This window comes from Spongiactinospora sp. 9N601 (assembly GCF_044326295.1).
Lineage (GTDB): Bacteria > Actinomycetota > Actinomycetes > Streptosporangiales > Streptosporangiaceae > Spongiactinospora > Spongiactinospora gelatinilytica.
On record NZ_JBIRBB010000020.1, the window covers coordinates 153,043 to 170,657 of the forward strand.

Below are 17,615 nucleotides of genomic sequence, written 5' to 3' on the forward strand. Positions count from 1 at the left end.
AGCATGCGGTTTCTCAAGGGGCACGGCACCGAGAACGACTTCGTGATCCTCCCCGACCCGGACGGCGAGCTCGACGTGTCGGCGGCGCTCGTGGCCGCGCTGTGCGCGCGGCGCACCGGGATCGGCGCGGACGGCGTGCTGCGCGTGGTGCGCACCAAGCTGTGCCCCGAGGTCGCCGACCAGGCCGCCCGGGCGGAGTGGTTCATGGACTACCGCAACGCCGACGGCAGCATGGCCGAGATGTGCGGCAACGGCGTACGTGTCTTCGCCCGCTACCTGGTCGACGCCGGCCTCGCCGAGCCGGGCGAGCTGCCCGTGGCGACCAGGGGCGGGGTCAAGAAGGTGCGCGTCGGCGTCGAGGGTGATGTGTCGGTCGACATGGGCCCGGCCACCCTGCACGGGGAGAGCACCACCACGGTCGGCGGGCAGGAATACCCCGGGCTGCACATCGACATGGGCAACCCGCACCTGGCCTGCGTGATCGGCGACCCGGTCGTTCAGCTCGACCTGACCCACCAGCCCGGCTTCGACTCCGTGCACTTCCCGGCGGGCGTCAACATCGAGCTGATCAACGCCGTCGGGCCGCGCCGCGTGGTGATGCGCGTCCACGAGCGCGGCTCGGGCGAGACCCGCTCCTGCGGCACGGGCGCGGTGGCCGCCGCGGTGGCCGCCGCCAGGCTCGCCGGGGAGGAGACCGGCACCTGGACGGTCGAGGTGCCCGGCGGCGCGCTCAGCGTCGTCCTGGAGGCCGTGACGACCCACCTCTGCGGCCCCGCGGTGATCGTGGCCGCGGGCGAATATCTCACCTGAGCCCCTCGGGCGCGCCGGTGCCGCAGGCGTTTGGGGCATGCCTGCCGACCTGGCAGACTGACTCCCCATGGACGTGGACATCTGGGCCTGGGTCGGCGACACCCAGCGGCAACTTCAAGAAGCCGGCAACGCCGGCCTCGCCATCGCGCTTGGAGATCTCCCCGCGCAGGCGTATGAAGGGCGATATGCCCAGCTTGACGTGGTGGCCCCGGCCGTCGCGGGGCAGGCCGAGGAGCTGGAGCTGCCCTGGCTGGAGTTCTACGCCCGCTACTGGCACCTGGTGGGCCGGATCGGCGACCGGGCCCAGGGTGCGGTCGCGCTCGGCGACGCGGAGGAGCTGCTGGCGTTCGCCCAGCGCGAAGACGTCCGCGACTGCCCGTCGGCGCCGGCCGCCATCGAGGCCCTGGCCGTGGCCCAGGCCAACGCCGACGGCCCCGGCCATGCCGCCGACCGCCTGCGGCTGCTCAGCGAGGCGCTTTCCGGTGTGGAGCCGGGCGCTCTGCCGTTCTGCGGCCTGACCACCCAGTACGTCTTGGCCCTGCTCGACTCCGGCCGTCCGGGCGAGGCCGTCGCCTACGCCGAGTCGGCGATCGAGCGGCTGCGCGCCGCCGACCACGACGCGAGCTGGGAGCTGGCCGCCGCCGCGGCCCGCGCGCTGCTCGCCGCCGACCGCGCGGAAGACGCCCTGGCCGCCCTCGAAGCCGCGTCCGGCCTCAAGCCCGACGACCCGATCAACCGCCCGCACCGCGAGGGCGTGCTGCGCGCGCTGGTGCTCGGCACCCTCGGCCGTACCTCGGAGGCCGTCGAGGCGCTGCCCGACCTCGACGTGGTAGGCGATCACCCGCACTCGTTCGTGGAGTGGTCGCGGGCCGTCCACGTGCTCGCCGGATCGTCGCAGATCGCCAACACCTGGCAGCTCGGGCGGGTGCTGCGGCAGTGGATCGACTACTTCGCGATGATGGGCGGCTACCGGGCCAGGGTCGAGCTGGCCCTGATCGCGGGCGACCTGGCGATCGCCAGGCAGGGCGTCTGGCAGGCCCGCTACCTCGCCGACATCGCCGAAAGCGGCCTGGCCGAGCTGAAGGAGGAGCAGGTGGGCGAGCTGCCCGCCCGCATCGCCAAGCTCCGCCGCGACGCCGACTCGACCGCGCCGCCGGAGGCCCCCGGCCCGCTCGGCGAGCGCGTGGGCATCTTCGACGCCGCCGACGGTTCCAAGGCCGACCCCGAGCGCTGGGTGGAATGGCTGACCCCGCTGGCGGGCGAGGACCTGGAGGGCACCCGCAGGCTCACCACCACGCTCGGCTTCCTCGGTTACCCTTCGCGCGGCGCCGACATCTACTGGACCATGATGGTCGACGGCGAGCCCGCGCCGGGCACGCCCGACGACGAGGACATCGCGATCCTGGCCAACCTGCTGATCGAGGCCAGGCAGGACGAACGCCTCGAACAGTTCGCGGCCAGGCTTCCCGACGCGCAGCGCCACCTCACCCTCGCCCGGCTGCACCGCGCCCGTGAGCGCTGGGAGGAGACGCTGTCGGAGGCCGAGCAGGCCCTCGCCGCCGGAGCGGGCCTCGACGCCCGCCGCCTGCTGTCCGGCTCGGCCCAGCGGCTCGACCAGAACGCCAAGGGCGCCCAGGCGATCCGCGAGGTCCTCGACTCGCCCGAGCTGGAGGACGAAGACGTCTGGCGGATGATCGTCATGGCGAGCAGCACTGAAGACTGGGAGACCGTCCGCCTGGGCGCGGCCAGGCTGCGCATGCCGGTGGAGGGCGACTCTGGGCCGGTGGAGCAGGAGATGGGCCTGATCCGGGTCATCCTGCCCGCCCCCGACGGCAGCCAGCGCCAGGTCATCAGCGTCCGTACCGGGCCCGCCACCGCCCGGCTGGCCATGCCGCAGCCGCCCGGGATGGAGTTCAACGCGGGCGACGTCGTGGTCTTCGACCCGCAGCTCCTTGAGCCGGTCCCGGACGGGGCGCAGGAGCGCGAGGAGTTCATCCCGCCGTTCGCCGCCGTGCGGATGCTCCGGCCGGGCGGATACACGAGCTGGTTCTTCGACGGGGCGGCGCCGTCCGAGCACGACTGGGCGGAGTTCAACGAGGTCCTCGCGGAGCGGGGCTGGCCGATGTGGGTCTACAGCGACGAGAACTACACGGTCAGCCACCCGACGAGCGGGGAGCGGCTGCCGGGCGTGTTCGGGTGGGTCGCGGTGCCGCCGGAGGTCAGCCCGACCGAGGTCGACGCGCTGCTGGACGACGCGACGGAGCGCTGGGTGCATCCGCTGGCCTGGCTCGACCTGGCCCGCGAGGTCGGCGTCGAGGTCGAGCGCCACGAGCGCATCGTCAAGGAGTACGGGCTCTGACGTAGGGGGCCGGTCCGGCTCTGGTCCGGCCCGCTCCGGTTTTCGGTACGGCACGCGCCACTCTCGCCGCGGCGCCGTGCCGCGCCGGGCCCCGTGCCCGGCGTTTCGCGGGCGCGCCGCTCACCCGCCGCACCTTGCACCGGCCGAAAGGCCCCCGGCTGCCCGCTGACACCGTGTGATCAGGGCCGCCTGATTAGACAGGCGTCACCCCGCTCTGCTTGGCTCGTGTCCCATGCGAAACGCCTGGCGTGTTCCGGTCGTGCCGAAAGCGGCCCTGGTGACGAGCCTGTTCGTGGCCGGTGGGGCGCTCGGCGGGTGTTCCGCCCCGGCCGCCGAGTCGCCGCCACGGGCCAAGGCGGCGACCCACGCCCCAGGCACGCCGCGAGCCCAGACCGCGACGCCCGCCGTGCCGGAGGTGGAGACGGCGGCGGTGCGGCGCGAACTGCGGGCGCTGGAAGCCTCCTTCGACGGCCGGATCGGCGCGTACGCCATTGACACCGCGACCGGAAGAACGGTCGGCCATCGCGCGGACGAGCGATTCCCGCTCGCGTCCACTTTCAAGGCGGTGGTGGCCGCCGCCGTGCTGCACAAGGCGCGGACTTCCGATCCCGGCCTGTTGAAGCGGGTCGTCCGCTGGACCGCCGCCGAGGTCGAGCCCTATTCGCCGATAACCCAGAAGCACGTGAAGAGCGGGCTGACGGTCGGCCGGCTGTGCGAGGCGGCGATCACTCACAGCGACAACACCGCGGGCAACATCCTGCTCAGGGAGATCGGCGGCCCGGCGGGGCTCACCCGGTATTTCCGCTCGCTCGGCGACGAGGTTTCCCGTTCCGACCGCTGGGAGCCCGAAATGAACCGCTGGAAGCCCGGCGAGAAACGCGACACCACCTCGCCCGCCGCAATGGCGCACGGCTTCCGGCGACTGACCGCCGGTGACGCGCTGAACGCCAAGGACCAGGCGCGCTTCAACGCCTGGCTGCTCGCGAACAAGACCGGCGGCAATCGCATCCGCGCCGGCCTGCCGTCCACCTGGAAGGTGGGCGACAAGACCGGCACCGGCGGAACGTACGGCACCGCGAACGACGTCGCGGTGATCTGGCCGTCCAAAGCCGCCGCGCCTATCGTGATGGCCGTGTACACCAGCAGAAAGGCGGCCGAGGCCGACGCCGAGGAAAAGGTCCTCGCCAAGACGGCCGCCATCCTCGTCCGCGCCCTGGGTGAAGGCTGACGGACAGGGAGCCGCCGATGGACGAAAGAGCCGGTGAAGGCGAACCGATCGCCGACGCACTCGACCGCATGAGCGCCCTGCTGAAGGGGACGAGTGAGCCTGGGCTCGCCCGCGAACTGACCGGCCTGGCCGCGGCCGTCCGTGTATTCCGGGCCGACTCGGACGAGCGTCAGGCGCTCATCAGAAAGATTCTCCGAATGTACGGGGGAATGGGGAGCCTTCAGGACGTCGTGCTCCAGAACACGGCGGGCGTGTTGCCGCAGAACATGGAATTCGACCGGCTGAGGCGAGCATTGTTCGCCCTCGCGCGAAGCGGGCTGTGCTAACGTCGCGGCGCGAACTCACGACCAGATGGAGATATGTCCTGGCTGCCGGTTATCCAGGTCTCCGCTGACACTTGGGCCGGATTCCTGAACGGCGACCTGCTTTACATCGGCACATTCGACGCACCGTCACGCCCCATCGACCCCGAATCACCGATCGCCCTGTTGCCCCTCTTGACGCGCCCGCGCATGGAAGTGCTCGCCGAATTACGTCCCGAAGAGAAGAAGCACGGCCTTCCCGCAGGCCGGTTCACCGAGCGCATTCCCCTGGGCGCGCTCCCCGGTGTGGCCCTCGCCGGTGGGATGCCCTACCGGCTGCGGGCGGCGCTCGACCGGGTCGGCGCCCCGCCGTACTCCGCCGAGGTCGCCGGCCGGCTCGCCGACGTACGGGACGCGCGTGGGATGCCGCAGGACATCCGGCACCGGGCGGCAAGACTCATGAACTACCGGGCCAATCCCCTGGAACCCCAATAACATTTGACTCTCATGGAGGAGACCCCCTAACACCACCGCTTCTGGGTAGTTGCTATACGTAGCCATTACTGAACCTTGACCTGGGAGCAACGGTGAGGAACCGCAAGAACCGGATGGCCACGGTGATGGCGCTCGCGGCGGTGGCGTTGGCGGGCTGCGGCGGTGTGGAGGCGCGCGGGGAGTTGCCCGACGAGAAGCCGGGCGGCGGGAGCAAGATCGACGTCCAGCAGTCGCAGGACGAGCTGGCCGGGCTCACCGTCAAGGGGCGTGCGCCGATGACCGGGTTCGACCGCGATGAGTTCGGCCCTGCCTGGGCCGATGTCGATCGCAACGGGTGCGACACGAGGAACGACATCCTCAAACGCGACCTGGAGAACGAGACCTTCAAGAAGGGGACGCACGACTGCATCGTGCTGACCGGGACGCTCAAGGACCCCTACGGCGGGAAGACCATAGAGTTCGAACGCGGGCAGAAGACCAGCATGGAGGTGCAGATCGACCACGTGGTGGCGCTCGCCGACGCCTGGCAGAAGGGCGCGGCCCGGTTGGCCGAGGCCGAGCGCCGCGAGCTCGCCAACGACCCGCTGAACCTCCTCGCCGTGGACGGCCCGCTGAACAGCCAGAAGGGCGCGGGCGACGCGGCGACGTGGCTGCCGCCGCGCCGCGCCTACCGGTGTGACTACGTGGCGCGCCAGATCGACGTGAAGGTCAAGTACGACCTGTGGGTCACCCAGGCGGAGAAGGACGCCATGGCGCGCGTCCTGTCCGGCTGCTGACCGATCGAGGCACGCGCAGGGGCGCAGGCCGTCAGTCGTCGTCGTACTCGCGCTCGAACTTGACGATCTTCCCGCTGTCCAGCGCGACGTGGACCTCGTACTCCCAGCGTCCCTTCTCCAGTTCCACCTGGCACACCTGCCGGCCGTGCTCCCGCTCCCGTTCGACGTCGGTGACGCGGGCGCCCGGCGCCTTCTTCTTGGCGATCTCGACCGCCCGCTCGCAGGTGCTCTTCCCGTGCGCCGCGGCGGGGGAGGGGGCGGCCTGGGCCGCGCCGCCGGTCAGCACGACCAGCGCTCCCGCGCCCAGGGCGATGACGAGTCTGCTCCGTGTGTTCATGGCCCCACACTCCCGCCGCCCGCCTTAGAACCGCGCTAGCCGGTCGTTAAGCCGTCCCTAAAGCCGTTATGCCGCCCCGAAAGAGGAATCGCCCTGCGGCAGGGTGACGGTGACCACCGCGCCGCCGTACGGCCCGCGCCCCAGGGCCATGGACCCGCCGGCCGATTCGGCCGACCGCCTGACGATGTCCAGCCCCAGCCCGGTGGACCCGGCTCCGCTGCTGCCCCGGGCCGGCCGCCGGGCAGGGAACCCCGGGCCCTCGTCGGCGACCTCGATCACCACGCCGGGGGCCAGCCGTACGGCCAGGGCGGTGCCCTCCGGGGTGTGCGCGAAGACGTTGCCGAGCAGCGCGTCCACGGCCGCCGCCAGTTCCTCGGCGGCCAGCGGGACCGGCAGCGGCCCGGGGTGCAGGTCCACGGTGACCCGGCGGTCCTGGTCCTCGGCCAGCGCCGACCAGAAGGTGACCCGCTCGGCCACCACCGCCGCCGCGTCGCAGTGCCGCCGCTCGCCCGAACGCCGCCGGGCCTCGTTGATCACGGCGGTGACGGCGCGCTCCAGATCGTCCACACGGGCTCCGATGCGCGTGGCCTCCTCCGGGTTCCGAAGCGCCTCCGCGTCCAGCCTGAGGCCCGTCAGGGGCGTGCGGAGGCGGTGTGAGAGGTCGGCCACCGCCTCCCGCTCCTCGGCGAGCAGATCGCCGATCCGCCCGGCCAGCCGGTTGAGCGCGAGCGCCGCCGCCCGTGCCTCTGGCGGGCCCTCGGGTACGGCCCGCGCCGACAGGTCGCCCGCCGCGAGCCGGTGGGAGGCCCGCGCGGTGGCGGCCATCGGCCGGATGATCGCCCCGGCCAGCCGGTCGGCGACCGCGATGCCGATCCCGATCAGCGCCAGGCCGAGCGCCAGCATGCCGAGCCACACCTCGCGAACACCCCGGGTGAGGTCCGCGTCGCTCAGGTACGTACGGACCACACTGGTGCCGCCGCCGCCCTGGACGGCGACCAGGATCTCCCTGCCGCCGGGGGCATCGGCGGCCAGGCTCCTGCCGCGCGCCGCCAGCTCGACGGCCGGGGTCCGCCGGGCGGGCGCGCCCACGATGGAGCCGCCTGGCAGGAACACGGTGATCGGATGGCCGGTGGCCTGCGTGGCGCGTTCGACGGTGATGGCCAGCGTGCCGGGGTCCACCGATCCGACCGCCACGGCAACCGACTCGGCCTCGCCGGTCGCCTGTCCCACCGCGCGGTTCTCCGCGGCGGTCCGCACCAGCAGGGCGAGCGGCACGAGCAGGGCGATCAGGACGAGCGAGGTGGTGGCCGCGACCAGCACCGCGAGCCACCTTCTCACCCCGGATCTCTCATGCCGGATCGACCAGCTTGACGCCGACCCCGCGCACGGTGTGCAGGTAGCGCGGGTGCTGGGCGGTCTCCTTCAGCTTGCGCCGCAGCCAGGACAGGTGCACGTCCACGGTCTTGTCCGCGCCGCCGTAGGGGATCTGCCAGACCTGTGTGAGCAGTTCCCGCTTGCCGATCACCTGGCCCTCGCGCGCGGCCAGGTAGTGCAGCAGGTCGAACTCCCGCGGGGTGAGATCGAGCGGGTCGCCGCCGAGTGCGGCCTCGCGCGTGCGCGGGTCCAGGCGGAGTTCGCCGACCTGCACGGAGGAGTCGGCCGGGCTCTCGCCCGCCCGGCGCAGCACCGCACGGACGCGGGCGTCGAGCTGGGCGGCGCTGAACGGCTTGACCACGTAGTCGTCGGCTCCCGCGTCGAGCGCGCCCACCATCGCCGCGTCCCCGTCACGGGCGGTCGCCACGATCACCGGGACCCGGCTCACCGCCCTGAGCATGCGCAGCATCTCCACGCCGTCGAGGTCGGGCAGCCCCAGATCCAGCACCACCAGGTCGGGGCGATCCTCCAGCGCGCCGCGCAGGCCGTTCATGGCGGTGGGGGCCGAGGACACGGCGTGCCCGCGCTCCCGCAGGCCCCGGGTGAGCGCGGTGCGGATCGTCGCGTCGTCCTCGACGAGCAGGACACTGGCCATCGGCCCACGGTATCCGCACCGCGGCCCGCCGTTGAAGCCGGTGAACGCGGGTTAGGGTCGTCTTAACCTCCGCTTATCACCGCGCGGGGGAGGGTGGCGATGTGGACAGGCGACGACTCGCGCTGGCGGCGGCGGGATGGCTCGGTACCGCCGCGGCGGCCACCGCGGCGGGCGTCGCCCTGATCGGGCTGCTCGGCGGCACGCTGACCGGCCCTGCGGGCGGCCCGCTGTCGGAGCAGCAGGTACGGCAACTGCTCGCCCGGCCCGTCGCCACTCCGCCGGGCGTTCCCTCGGCGCCGGTCACGCCCGGCCCCACCTCCGGTCCCGGCGCCGACGACCTGATCAGGACCGAAGGCGGCACGCTGGTCGCCCGGTGCGCCGGCGGGAAGGTCGCCCTGCGGTCCCTCACCCCGGCCCAGGGCTACGCGGTGGACGACGTGGACGCCGGCCCCGCCACGCGGGCGCGCGCGGAGTTCGAGACCGGCGACACCGAGATCCGGGTCGAGGTCCGCTGCGACGCGAACGGAAGGCCCGTCCACACCATTGGAAACGACACGGAGTGACCGGGTTCATACCGGATTGCGACTGCGGCTCCAGTACGGTGATCCGCCATGAGCACGAGCAAGAAGCAGGGCGTCACCACGGGTTCGGGCGGGAAAGGGGGGAACCGGAAGCTGCTGAAGTGGTTCATCGGCGCGGTCGTCGCGGTCGTCGCGCTCGGTTTCGCACTCGCCGGATGCTCCCGGGTCAGCACCCGGCCTGACGAGGTGATCCTGCACTACGCGGGAGGCACGTTCGAGGCCATCGCCTTCGAAAGGTGCATCAACCCCTCCAGCGGGGCGACCCTGCTCGGACCGGGGGACACCGCCTACTCCTACCCCTTCGGCCAGCGGACCTTCGACTTCTCCGGGTCCGAGGACTCGGAGTCGCGGCCCATCTCGATCGTCTCCAGGGACAACGTGGAGATGCAGGTCGCCGGTTCGGCCACGTTCACGCTGAACACCGACTGCCGCACGCTGCGGCATTTCCACGAGCGGATCGGCCTGAAGTTCGGCGCGTACTCCAAGGAGAGCGGGTCATCCTCCAGCGGCTGGGACAAGATGCTGAACTTCTACTTCAAGCAGCCCCTGGACCGCGCCATGGACGCTGCCTCGCAGGAGTTCGAGTGGCGCAAGCTGTTCAACGATCCGGCCGTCAAGCAGCAGTGGGAGCAGCGCGTCGGGCAGCTCGCCCGGCAGTTCATCAAGGAGACCGCGGGCGCGGACTACTTCTGCAGCCCCAACTTCGGCGGCGCCGGAGACTGCGGCGACGTCGTCCTCACCATCCAGAAGCCCGAGCCGCCGGAGTCGCTGGTCAACGCCCTGGCGGCCGAGCAGGCCGCCAAGGCCGAGAACATCGCCCAGGCCCAGCGCAACGCCAAGGTCCGCACCGAACTGGAGTCCATCAAGGACCTGGTCGGCGTCCTCGGACCGCAGGGCGCGGTGCTGTGGAAGGCGATCCAGGACGGCAAGGTCGAGGTGATCCCCGTCCCGCAGGACGGCAACATCACCATCAGTCCCCGCCGCCGCTAGGAGGCCCTGGCCTGGCCCCGCACCTCGATGGATCCGAGCAGATCGGCGGTGGCGGCCGTCACGGCGGCCACCGCCCGGTCGAAGGCTTCGGCGTTGTGCGCGGCCGGGGTCCGGAAGCCGGAGATCTTCCTGACGTACTGCAGGGCGGCGGCGCGCATCTCCTCTTCGGTCACGGTCTCGGTGAACGGCGGGCGGAGTGTCTTGATACTGCGGCACATGTTCCCATCATGCAGGGTCATTGGACCGGTTCATGCAGGGTCATGGGGACCGGTCGGGATTCGCGCGCGGCGCCAGCTCCGTCCCGAACTCGTCGGCGATCTTCCGCATGCCCCCGGCCAGCTCGGCGCGGTCCAGCGCGTCGATCCGGTCGGCCGGGCCCGACACCGACATCGCCGCCACCACCCGGTCGCCGTCGTGCACGGGCACGGCCAGGCAGTGCACGCCCAGTTCCTCCTCGCCCAGGTCGAGCGCGTAGCCCTCGGTCCGGACGCGGTCCAGGGCGGCGAGCATGGCGGCCCGGCCGGTGATCGTGTTGGTGGTGCGCCGCGGGGTGCCGGTCCGGTCGATGAGCGCCACGACCTCCTCGTCCGGCCGGGCGGCGAGAAGTACCTTGCCCACCGCCGTACTGTGCGGCAGCACCCTTCGTCCCACCTCCGCGAACATCCGCAGCCGCCGGGGCGAGGGCACCTGGGCCACGTAGACGATGAAGTCGCCTTCGAGCACGGCCAGGTTGGCGGTCTCGCCGGACAGCTCCACCAGGCGGGTCAGGTACGGCTGAGCCCACTCGCCGACCATTCCCTGAGCCACTCCGCCCAGCCGTACCAGGGCCCCGCCGAGCGCGTACCGGCGGTCGGACTCCTGGCGCACGTAACCACGGGCGAGCAACGTGCGCAGCAGCCGGTGGATCGTCCCGTACGGCAGCGTCGTACGGGCCGCCAGCTCCGAGATGCCCGCCTCGCCGCCCAGTTCGGCCAGCGACTCCAGCAGGTCGAGCGCCCGGCCGACGCTCTGCACCTCGCTCACGCCGGCACCCCGAGCCGCAGGCCGCGCAGCGAGGCGTCCAGGACCTGCACGGTGTGCGCGACCGGGATCTCCGCCTCGCCCATACGCCGCAGCGCCGCCGTGATCTGCATGGTGCAGCCGGGGTTGGCCGAGACCAGGAAGTCCGCGCCGGTCGCGAGCACCCGCGCGGCCTTGCGCTCGCCCAGCTCCCGCGCGGCCTGCGGCTGGAACAGGTTGTAGGTGCCCGCCGACCCGCAGCAGATCGACGATTCGGCGATCTCCTTGACCGTGAGCCCGGGGATGCCGTTCAGCAGTGCGCGCGGCTCGGCACGGACGCCCTGCGCGTGCGCCAGGTGGCAGGCGTCGTGGTAGGCCACCGAGATCGGCAGCGGGTGGCGCTCGGCCACCGGTCCGAGCCCGGCCAGGAACTCGCTCACGTCCACCGTGCGGATCGCCCGCGCCCGCCCGGCCCAGGCGGGCTCGGCGGCGAGCACATCGGCGTAGTCCTTCATGGTGGAACCGCAGCCCGCCGCGTTCACCACGATCGTGTCCACCCCGGCCCGCTCGAATGTCTTTATCGTCCGTTTGGCGAGCCTGATCGCCTGCGCCTCCTGGCCGGAGTGCAGAGACAACGCCCCGCAGCAGCCCTGGCCCGGCGGGATGACCACCTCGCATCCCTCCATCGCCAGCACCCGCGCCGTGGCCGAGTTGACCTGCGGGAAGAACTCGCCCTGCACGCACCCGGTGAGCATCCCGACCACCGCCCGCCGTTCGCCGCGGGCGGCCACCCGGTGGGGCAGGCGGACCCGCGCGGTGACGGACGGGGCCAGCTCCGCCATCGCGGCGAGCGACGGGTTGACCTCCGCCAGCCGCGGCGCGATCCTGGCCCGCAGCCGCCCGCTGAGCCGCAGCGGCAGGCGCATCGCGCGAAGGCGCCGCGGGTAGGGGAACAACGAGAACACCATGGCCCGCAGCGCGCGGTCCTCCGGCTGCCTGACGTGCTCGCGTTCGACCTCGGCGCGGGTCTGCTCGATCAGCCGGTCGTAGCGCACGCCCGACGGGCACGCGGTCACGCATGACATGCACCCCAGGCAGGCATCGAAGTGCCCGGCCATCTCCGGGGTGATCGGGGTGCCCTCGACGTGCTGTTTCATCAGGTGGATCCGCCCGCGTGGGGAGTCCATCTCCTCGCCCCACAGCACGTACGTCGGGCATGTCGGCAGGCAGAACCCGCAGTGCACGCAGTCCTTGATCAGCTCGGGGTCCATCGTCGTCCCTCCTCCGCCTCGGATGTCTCCGGCGACACCTCAGATGCCTCCGACGAACCGGCCGGGCGACATCCGGCGCCCGGGGTCGAACCGCTCCTTGACCCGGCGCATCAGCGTCAGCGCCCCGGTATCGCCCCATGGATCGAGCCGGCGCATCAGGGGCTCGGGCGCGGCGACGACGACGAGCCGGCCATCGATGGCCGCGCGCACGGCGCTCACGAAGCCGCTGAGGCCCTCATGGGCCGGCAGGGCGATGCGGAGCACCCCCGAGGCCGCCGCGCCGCTCACGCGCGGGCTCAGGCCCGCCCGCTCGGCCGCGTCGCGCACGGTGAGCAGCGCCGTGGCCAGGCTCGCGGGCGGCACCCGCAGTTCGAGCAGCGCCCCATCGGCGTCCTCCTCGTACTCCGGCGGGAGCGCCGCCGCCTCGCCCAGGGGGAGCAGGGCGGCGGCACGCCGGTCGGCGGCCGTGCCCTCGATCAGGGCGGACACGGTCAGCGGCGCGCCGGGGTCGGGCCAGTCCAGCTCGACGGCGCTCGGCTCGGCCTGGGCGGCGGCGAGCGCGGCGACGAGCGCACGGGCGGCGTGCGGGTCCGGCGCGGTGAAGGCGATCCAGCGGCGCTGGGCGGGCAGCGGGTGGAGGCGGAACGTGGCCTCGGCGATGACGCCGAGCGTGCCGTAGGAGCCGGTGAACAGCTTGCCCAGGTCGTAACCCGCGACGTTCTTGACGACCCGGCCGCCGGACCGGGCCACCGTGCCGTCGGCCAGCACGACCGTGATGCCGATCAGCAGGTCGCGCGCCGTGCCGTACCTGAACCGGCGCGGGCCGGCCGTCGCGGTGGCCAGGGTGCCGCCCACGGTGGCGCCCGCCATCGGGACGTCCAGCGCCAGCTCCTGGCCGCTTCGCGCGAGCAGGCCGGCCAGCGCCTCCATGGTCACCCCGGCCTGGGCGCGGACCACCAGGTCGCCGGCCGCGTGATCGGGCGCGGCGGCCAGGCAGCAGGTGTCGAGCAGCAGGTCGCAGCGTTCGGGCGGCGGACCCCAGTGCAGCTTGGTACCGCCGCCGACGGGGAGCACGGCGAGGTCGTGCCCGGCCGCGGCGCGCAGTACCGCGGCGGTCTCGTCGGTGGACTCGGGCAGCGCGACCCAGTTCGGGCGCAGCCCGGCGACCTCGTCGCCGGGACCGCCGTCGCGTATCGTCACCCCGGTCTTCTCCAGGGACGCCGCGGCCTCGCGCCGGGACTCCCGCGCGCCGGACATCAGAACTGCTCCGCCTTCCCGGACGCGACCAGCGGATGGACGCCCTTGCGCACGCCGGGGACCTCCCCGCACAGGCGGGGCGTCGGGAAGACCTTTCCCGGGTTGGACAGCCCGCGCGGGTCGAACGCGCAGCGGACGAGTTGCATGGTGTCCAGGTCGTCTTCTGAGAACATTCTCGGCATATACCGGGCCTTATCAACTCCGACGCCGTGCTCGCCCGTGATGGACCCGCCGTTCTCCACGCACAGGTCGAGGATGCGGGCCGACACCAGTTCCGCCCGCTCGCCCGCCCCCGGCTCGGCGTCGTCGAACAGCACCAGCGGGTGCAGGTTGCCGTCGCCCGCGTGGAACACGTTCGCCACCCGGATGCCGTGCTCGGCCGACAGCCGGTCGATGCCCGCCAGCACCCGCGGCAGCGCCGTGCGCGGCACCACACCGTCCTGGACGATGTAGGCCGGGCTGATCCGCCCGACCGCCGCGAACGCCGACTTGCGGCCCTTCCAGATCGCCGCGCGCTCCTCCGGGCCGTCGGCGGTGCGCAGCTCGAAGGACCCGCTCTCCTCACAGATCCGGGTCACCGCGGCGAACTGCCCGGCGACCTCGGCGGCGGGACCGTCCAGCTCCACGATCAGTACCGCAGCCGCGCCCTGCGGATAGCCGCACCGGACCGCGGCCTCGGCCGCCTCGATGGCCAGCGCGTCCATCATCTCGATCGCGGCGGGCACGATGCCCTCGGCGATGATCCGCGAGACGGCCACCCCGCCCGCCTCGACGTCGCGGAACGCGGCGAGGAGCGTGATCACCGACTCGGGCGTGCGGCTCAGCCGTACCGTGATCTTGGTCGTCACCCCGAGCGTGCCCTCCGACCCGACGAATGCCCCGGCCAGGTCGTATCCGGGGTCGCGGGTGTCGAGGGTGACGATGTCGCCGTCGGGCGTGACGATCTCCAGCGCCTCGACGTGGTTGACCGTGAAGCCGTACTTCAGGCAGTGCGCGCCACCGGAGTTCTCCGCGACGTTGCCGCCGATCGAGCAGACCTGCTGGCTGGAGGGGTCGGGGGCGTAGTAGTAGCCCTGGTCGCGCACCGCTTCGGTGATCGCCAGGTTGGTGACGCCGGGCTCCACGACCGCCCGGCGGTTGGGCAGGTCGATCTCCACGATCCGCCGCATCCGGGAGGTCACCAGGAGCACTCCGTCGGTCCTGGGCAGCGCGCCCCCGGACAGGCCCGTCCCCGCGCCGCGCGCCACGAACGGCGCGCCGTACTCGTTGCACAGCCGCACCACGGCGGCCACCTGCTCGGTCGTCTCCGGCAGCACCACGACCCCCGGCGTGGCGCGGTGGTAGGTGAGGCCGTCACATTCGTAGGTGCGCAGCCGCACCGGATCGGTGATCACCGCGTCCGCCCCGAGGACGCCGGCCAGTCTCCCGGGCAGCACGTCGGCCATTTCGGTCACGATGGCTCCTCCTCCCTTTCCATCCTCCTGCAACGCCAGGGTGGACGCACCCGGCGAGGGACCCTCGTCTGTGCGGCGAAGATCCCTCGTCCGGGACGGGCGGGTCAGGGCATGCGAGCGTAGGCGGGAAGGGTCAGGAAGTCGGCGAAGTCGTCGTCCAGGGCGACCTCCCTGAACAGGGCGGCGGCCTCGGCGAAGCGGGCCTCGTCGTAGCCGGGCTCGGTACGGATCTTGGTCAGCTCCTCCTCGATGACCCGCTCCACCAGGGCACGGGTGACCGTGATCCCGGTGTCGGACAGTTCGATGTCGTTGTGGATCCACTGCCAGATCTGGGACCGGCAGATCTCGGCGGTCGCGGCGTCCTCCATCAGGTTGAAGATCGCGACGGCGCCGCTGCCCGCCATCCAGGCGGCGAGGTAGCGCAGTGCGACGTTCACGTTGGCGCGCAGCCCGGCCTCGGTGATCTCGCCGGGCGTCTGCGAGACCGCTAGAAGGGCCTCGGCGGTGACCTGAACGTCGTCGCGCAGCCTGTCCACCTGGTTGGGCCGGTCGCCGAGCACGCCGTCGAAGACCTCACGGCAGATCGGGACCAGGTCGGGGTGGGCCACCCACGAGCCGTCGAAGCCGTCTCCGGACTCCCTGGTCTTGTCGGCGCGGACCTTCTCCAGCGCGACCTTGTTGACCTCGGGGTCACGCCGGGAGGGGATGAACGCGGCCATGCCGCCGATGGCGTGGGCACCGCGCCGGTGGCAGGTGCTGACCAGCAGTTCGGTGTAGGCGCGCATGAACGGCGCGGTCATCGTGACGGCGTTGCGCTCGGGCAGCAGAAACTCCCGCCCCCTGGTGCGGAACTTCTTGATGACGCTGAACAGGTAGTCCCAGCGGCCGGCGTTCAGCCCCGCGGAGTGCTCGCGCAGCTCGTAGAGGATCTCCTCCATCTCGAACGCGGCCGGGTAGGTCTCGATGAGCACGGTCGCCCTGATCGTGCCGCGCGGGATGTCCAGGGCCTCCTGGGCCCGGACGAACACGTCGTTCCAGAGGCGGGCCTCCTGGTGCGACTCGATCTTGGGCAGGTAGAAGTACGGGCCGCGGCCCTTGGCTATCTGGCGGCGGGCGCAGTGGAAGAAGTACAGGGCGAAGTCGAACAGCGACGCCGAGACGGGCGAACCGTCCACGAGCAGGTGCTTCTCGTCCAGGTGCCAGCCGCGCGGCCGCACCACGACGGTGGCGAGCTCGTCGTCCGGGCGCAGCGCGTAGGTCTTCTCTCCTGCGGAGAAGTCGATCGTGCGGTCGAGCGCGTCACGCAGGTTGAGCTGGCCGTTCACGCAGTTCTCCCACAGCGGGGAGTTGGCGTCCTCGAAGTCGGCCAGCCAGACCTTGGCGCCGGAGTTGAGCGCGTTGATGGTCATCTTCTTGTCGACCGGCCCGGTGATCTCCACCCTGCGGTCCACCAGGCCGGGCGCGGGGTCGGCGACCCGCCAGGCGTCGTCCTCACGGATCTGCTTGGTCTCCGGGAGGAAGTCGAGGGTCGCGCCGGCCGACAGTTCGGCCTGCCTCGCCTGGCGCGTCTGGAGGAGTTCGGCGCGGCGTGGCCCGAACTCGCGCTGCAGCGCCGCCGTGAAGGCCAGCGCCTCGGGCGTCAGGATCTCGTCGAACCGGTCCAGCATGGGGCCGGTGATCTCCACACTGTCCATGGCCTCCCCTTCGGGTTTTTCCATACAGTGGAAACTGTCTTCTGGATTATGGAAGTGACGCTACTTCATGCCGCTGAGACGTCAACGAGGGACCCCTGACTTTCCGGGCTTCCCCGGACATTTCATTCAGGGGTGATCCCGGGGGACGGGTGGGGGACTCCCCGATGGGCACGAAGCGGTGATCCGCGCCAAGCTGATCGCGGAGACACAGTCGGCGACTCCGAAGAGACGAGGGTTTGGAAGATGAACAGGTACGCCGTAGCGGGGGCGGTCCTCGGAACCGGGCTCATCCTGGCCGGTTGCGGAGTGGGCGGATTCGGCGGGCCCGAGAAGGAGGACGTGGCCAACTACGACATCACCGAGAAGATCGCCCAGATGCAGGTGGAAACGGGGGCGGGCGACATCATCATCACGGAGTCGGACCGCAAGGGGATCAAGGTCACCGAGACGATCCACTGGCGCGGGGAGAAGCCCAAGGCCGAGCACCCGATCAACGGCGACAAGGTCACCCTTCGCTACGACTGCCCCAACGGGATCGGGGTGAGCACCTGCTCGGTGGACTACCGGGTGGAGATCCCCAAAGGGGTCGCGCTGACCCTGAACGCCGGCTCGGGGAACATCACCCTGCGCGCCGCGTCCGGCGGGGTGACCGCCAACACCGGCTCCGGCGACATCGAGGCGGCGGGCCTGACGGGCAAGTCGGCGCTGGTGGAGACGGGGTCGGGCAACGTGCAGTTCAAGTACACGGCCATCCCCGACGAGGTGGAGGTCGAGACCGGGTCGGGCGATGCCACGGTGTACGTCCCGGACGGCAAGTACGACGTGAAACTCGACGTGGGCTCGGGCTCGGAGAAGGTCGAGGTGGTCCAGGACAGGTCCGTCCCCAACAAGCTGACGCTGACCACGGGCTCCGGGAACGCGTCGGTCCTGAAATCCTGACCGCCCGCGAAGATATCCGGATGAACGCCGGACTGAGACGTGTCACCATCGGGGAAGACATCACGGTGTCCGAGCGTTCTCCTCACAGAGATGA

Annotated in this window: 18 protein-coding genes; 9 read left to right on the forward strand and 9 right to left on the reverse strand. The window is 71.8% G+C overall.

The genetic code is table 11. From position 1 onward, the window contains the following. Positions 1 to 3: 3 nt before the first annotated feature. The 6 genes from dapF to ACH34R_RS36805 all read left to right on the forward strand — a co-directional run bounded on the left by dapF (position 4) and on the right by ACH34R_RS36805 (position 5,970). Entirely contained in the window at positions 4 to 810 is an 807-nt protein-coding gene (dapF, locus tag ACH34R_RS36780) for a diaminopimelate epimerase (protein ID WP_397566200.1), read from the forward strand. A gap of 67 nt (positions 811 to 877) precedes the next feature. Further along, on the forward strand, positions 878 to 3,169 hold the full coding sequence (locus ACH34R_RS36785) for a tetratricopeptide repeat protein (protein ID WP_397566201.1): 2,292 nt from the start codon (positions 878 to 880) through the stop codon (positions 3,167 to 3,169). 406 nt (positions 3,170 to 3,575) lie between these two features. Then, entirely contained in the window at positions 3,576 to 4,397 is an 822-nt protein-coding gene (bla, locus tag ACH34R_RS36790; protein WP_397566202.1) for a class A beta-lactamase, read from the forward strand. A gap of 17 nt (positions 4,398 to 4,414) precedes the next feature. Further along, positions 4,415 to 4,723, forward strand: coding sequence for a DUF6966 domain-containing protein (locus tag ACH34R_RS36795; protein ID WP_397566203.1), 309 nt, complete (start codon positions 4,415 to 4,417; stop codon positions 4,721 to 4,723). Positions 4,724 to 4,756: 33 nt separating this feature from the next. After that, positions 4,757 to 5,194 carry a hypothetical protein gene (locus ACH34R_RS36800; protein ID WP_397566204.1) on the forward strand — a complete coding sequence of 146 codons (438 nt, stop codon included), beginning with the start codon at positions 4,757 to 4,759 and terminating at the stop codon, positions 5,192 to 5,194. A gap of 92 nt (positions 5,195 to 5,286) precedes the next feature. Next, complete coding sequence (locus ACH34R_RS36805; RefSeq protein ID WP_397566205.1) at positions 5,287 to 5,970, forward strand: HNH endonuclease family protein; 684 nt, start codon at positions 5,287 to 5,289, stop codon at positions 5,968 to 5,970. Between the two features lie 31 nt (positions 5,971 to 6,001). Here ACH34R_RS36805 and ACH34R_RS36810 read toward each other — a convergent pair whose 3' ends face one another. The 3 genes from ACH34R_RS36810 to ACH34R_RS36820 form a co-directional block, all read right to left on the reverse strand. Next, positions 6,002 to 6,307: a PepSY domain-containing protein gene (locus ACH34R_RS36810; protein ID WP_397566206.1), complete on the reverse strand. Its 306-nt coding sequence runs from the start codon at positions 6,305 to 6,307 to the stop codon at positions 6,002 to 6,004. A gap of 66 nt (positions 6,308 to 6,373) precedes the next feature. Further along, positions 6,374 to 7,645 carry a sensor histidine kinase gene (locus ACH34R_RS36815; protein WP_397566207.1) on the reverse strand — a complete coding sequence of 424 codons (1,272 nt, stop codon included), beginning with the start codon at positions 7,643 to 7,645 and terminating at the stop codon, positions 6,374 to 6,376. A gap of 10 nt (positions 7,646 to 7,655) precedes the next feature. Continuing rightward, positions 7,656 to 8,336 (reverse strand): response regulator transcription factor, encoded by a 681-nt coding sequence (locus ACH34R_RS36820; protein WP_397566208.1) that lies wholly within the window; start codon positions 8,334 to 8,336, stop codon positions 7,656 to 7,658. A gap of 101 nt (positions 8,337 to 8,437) precedes the next feature. On the opposite strand from ACH34R_RS36820, the gene ACH34R_RS36825 reads away from it, so the two are divergent. Further along, entirely contained in the window at positions 8,438 to 8,899 is a 462-nt protein-coding gene (locus ACH34R_RS36825; protein WP_397566209.1) for a hypothetical protein, read from the forward strand. A 48-nt stretch (positions 8,900 to 8,947) separates the two neighbouring features. After that, entirely contained in the window at positions 8,948 to 9,907 is a 960-nt protein-coding gene (locus ACH34R_RS36830) for an SPFH domain-containing protein (RefSeq protein ID WP_397566210.1), read from the forward strand. On the opposite strand, the gene ACH34R_RS36835 is transcribed toward ACH34R_RS36830, so the two are convergent. The 6 genes from ACH34R_RS36835 to aceB all read right to left on the reverse strand — a co-directional run bounded on the left by ACH34R_RS36835 (position 9,904) and on the right by aceB (position 16,582). Continuing rightward, positions 9,904 to 10,125: a DUF2277 domain-containing protein gene (locus tag ACH34R_RS36835; RefSeq protein ID WP_111166606.1), complete on the reverse strand. Its 222-nt coding sequence runs from the start codon at positions 10,123 to 10,125 to the stop codon at positions 9,904 to 9,906. The genes ACH34R_RS36830 and ACH34R_RS36835 overlap by 4 nt on opposite strands. Before the next feature lie 40 nt (positions 10,126 to 10,165). Further along, positions 10,166 to 10,921: an IclR family transcriptional regulator gene (locus ACH34R_RS36840; RefSeq protein WP_397566224.1), complete on the reverse strand. Its 756-nt coding sequence runs from the start codon at positions 10,919 to 10,921 to the stop codon at positions 10,166 to 10,168. Between the two features lie 5 nt (positions 10,922 to 10,926). Beyond that, on the reverse strand, positions 10,927 to 12,177 hold the full coding sequence (locus ACH34R_RS36845; protein ID WP_397566211.1) for a (Fe-S)-binding protein: 1,251 nt from the start codon (positions 12,175 to 12,177) through the stop codon (positions 10,927 to 10,929). Between the two features lie 39 nt (positions 12,178 to 12,216). Continuing rightward, positions 12,217 to 13,434, reverse strand: coding sequence for an FAD-binding oxidoreductase (locus tag ACH34R_RS36850; RefSeq protein ID WP_397566212.1), 1,218 nt, complete (start codon positions 13,432 to 13,434; stop codon positions 12,217 to 12,219). After that, positions 13,434 to 14,879, reverse strand: a complete 1,446-nt coding sequence (locus ACH34R_RS36855; protein ID WP_397566225.1) for an FAD-linked oxidase C-terminal domain-containing protein — start codon at positions 14,877 to 14,879, stop codon at positions 13,434 to 13,436. Before ACH34R_RS36855 ends, ACH34R_RS36850 begins: the two co-directional genes overlap by 1 nt. A 113-nt stretch (positions 14,880 to 14,992) precedes the next feature. Beyond that, entirely contained in the window at positions 14,993 to 16,582 is a 1,590-nt protein-coding gene (gene aceB, locus ACH34R_RS36860; RefSeq protein ID WP_397566213.1) for a malate synthase A, read from the reverse strand. Between the two features lie 243 nt (positions 16,583 to 16,825). On the opposite strand from aceB, the gene ACH34R_RS36865 reads away from it, so the two are divergent. Beyond that, a complete protein-coding gene (locus ACH34R_RS36865; protein WP_397566214.1) occupies positions 16,826 to 17,521 on the forward strand; it encodes a DUF4097 family beta strand repeat-containing protein in 696 nt (231 codons plus the stop codon). The last annotated feature ends 94 nt before the right edge of the window (positions 17,522 to 17,615 follow it).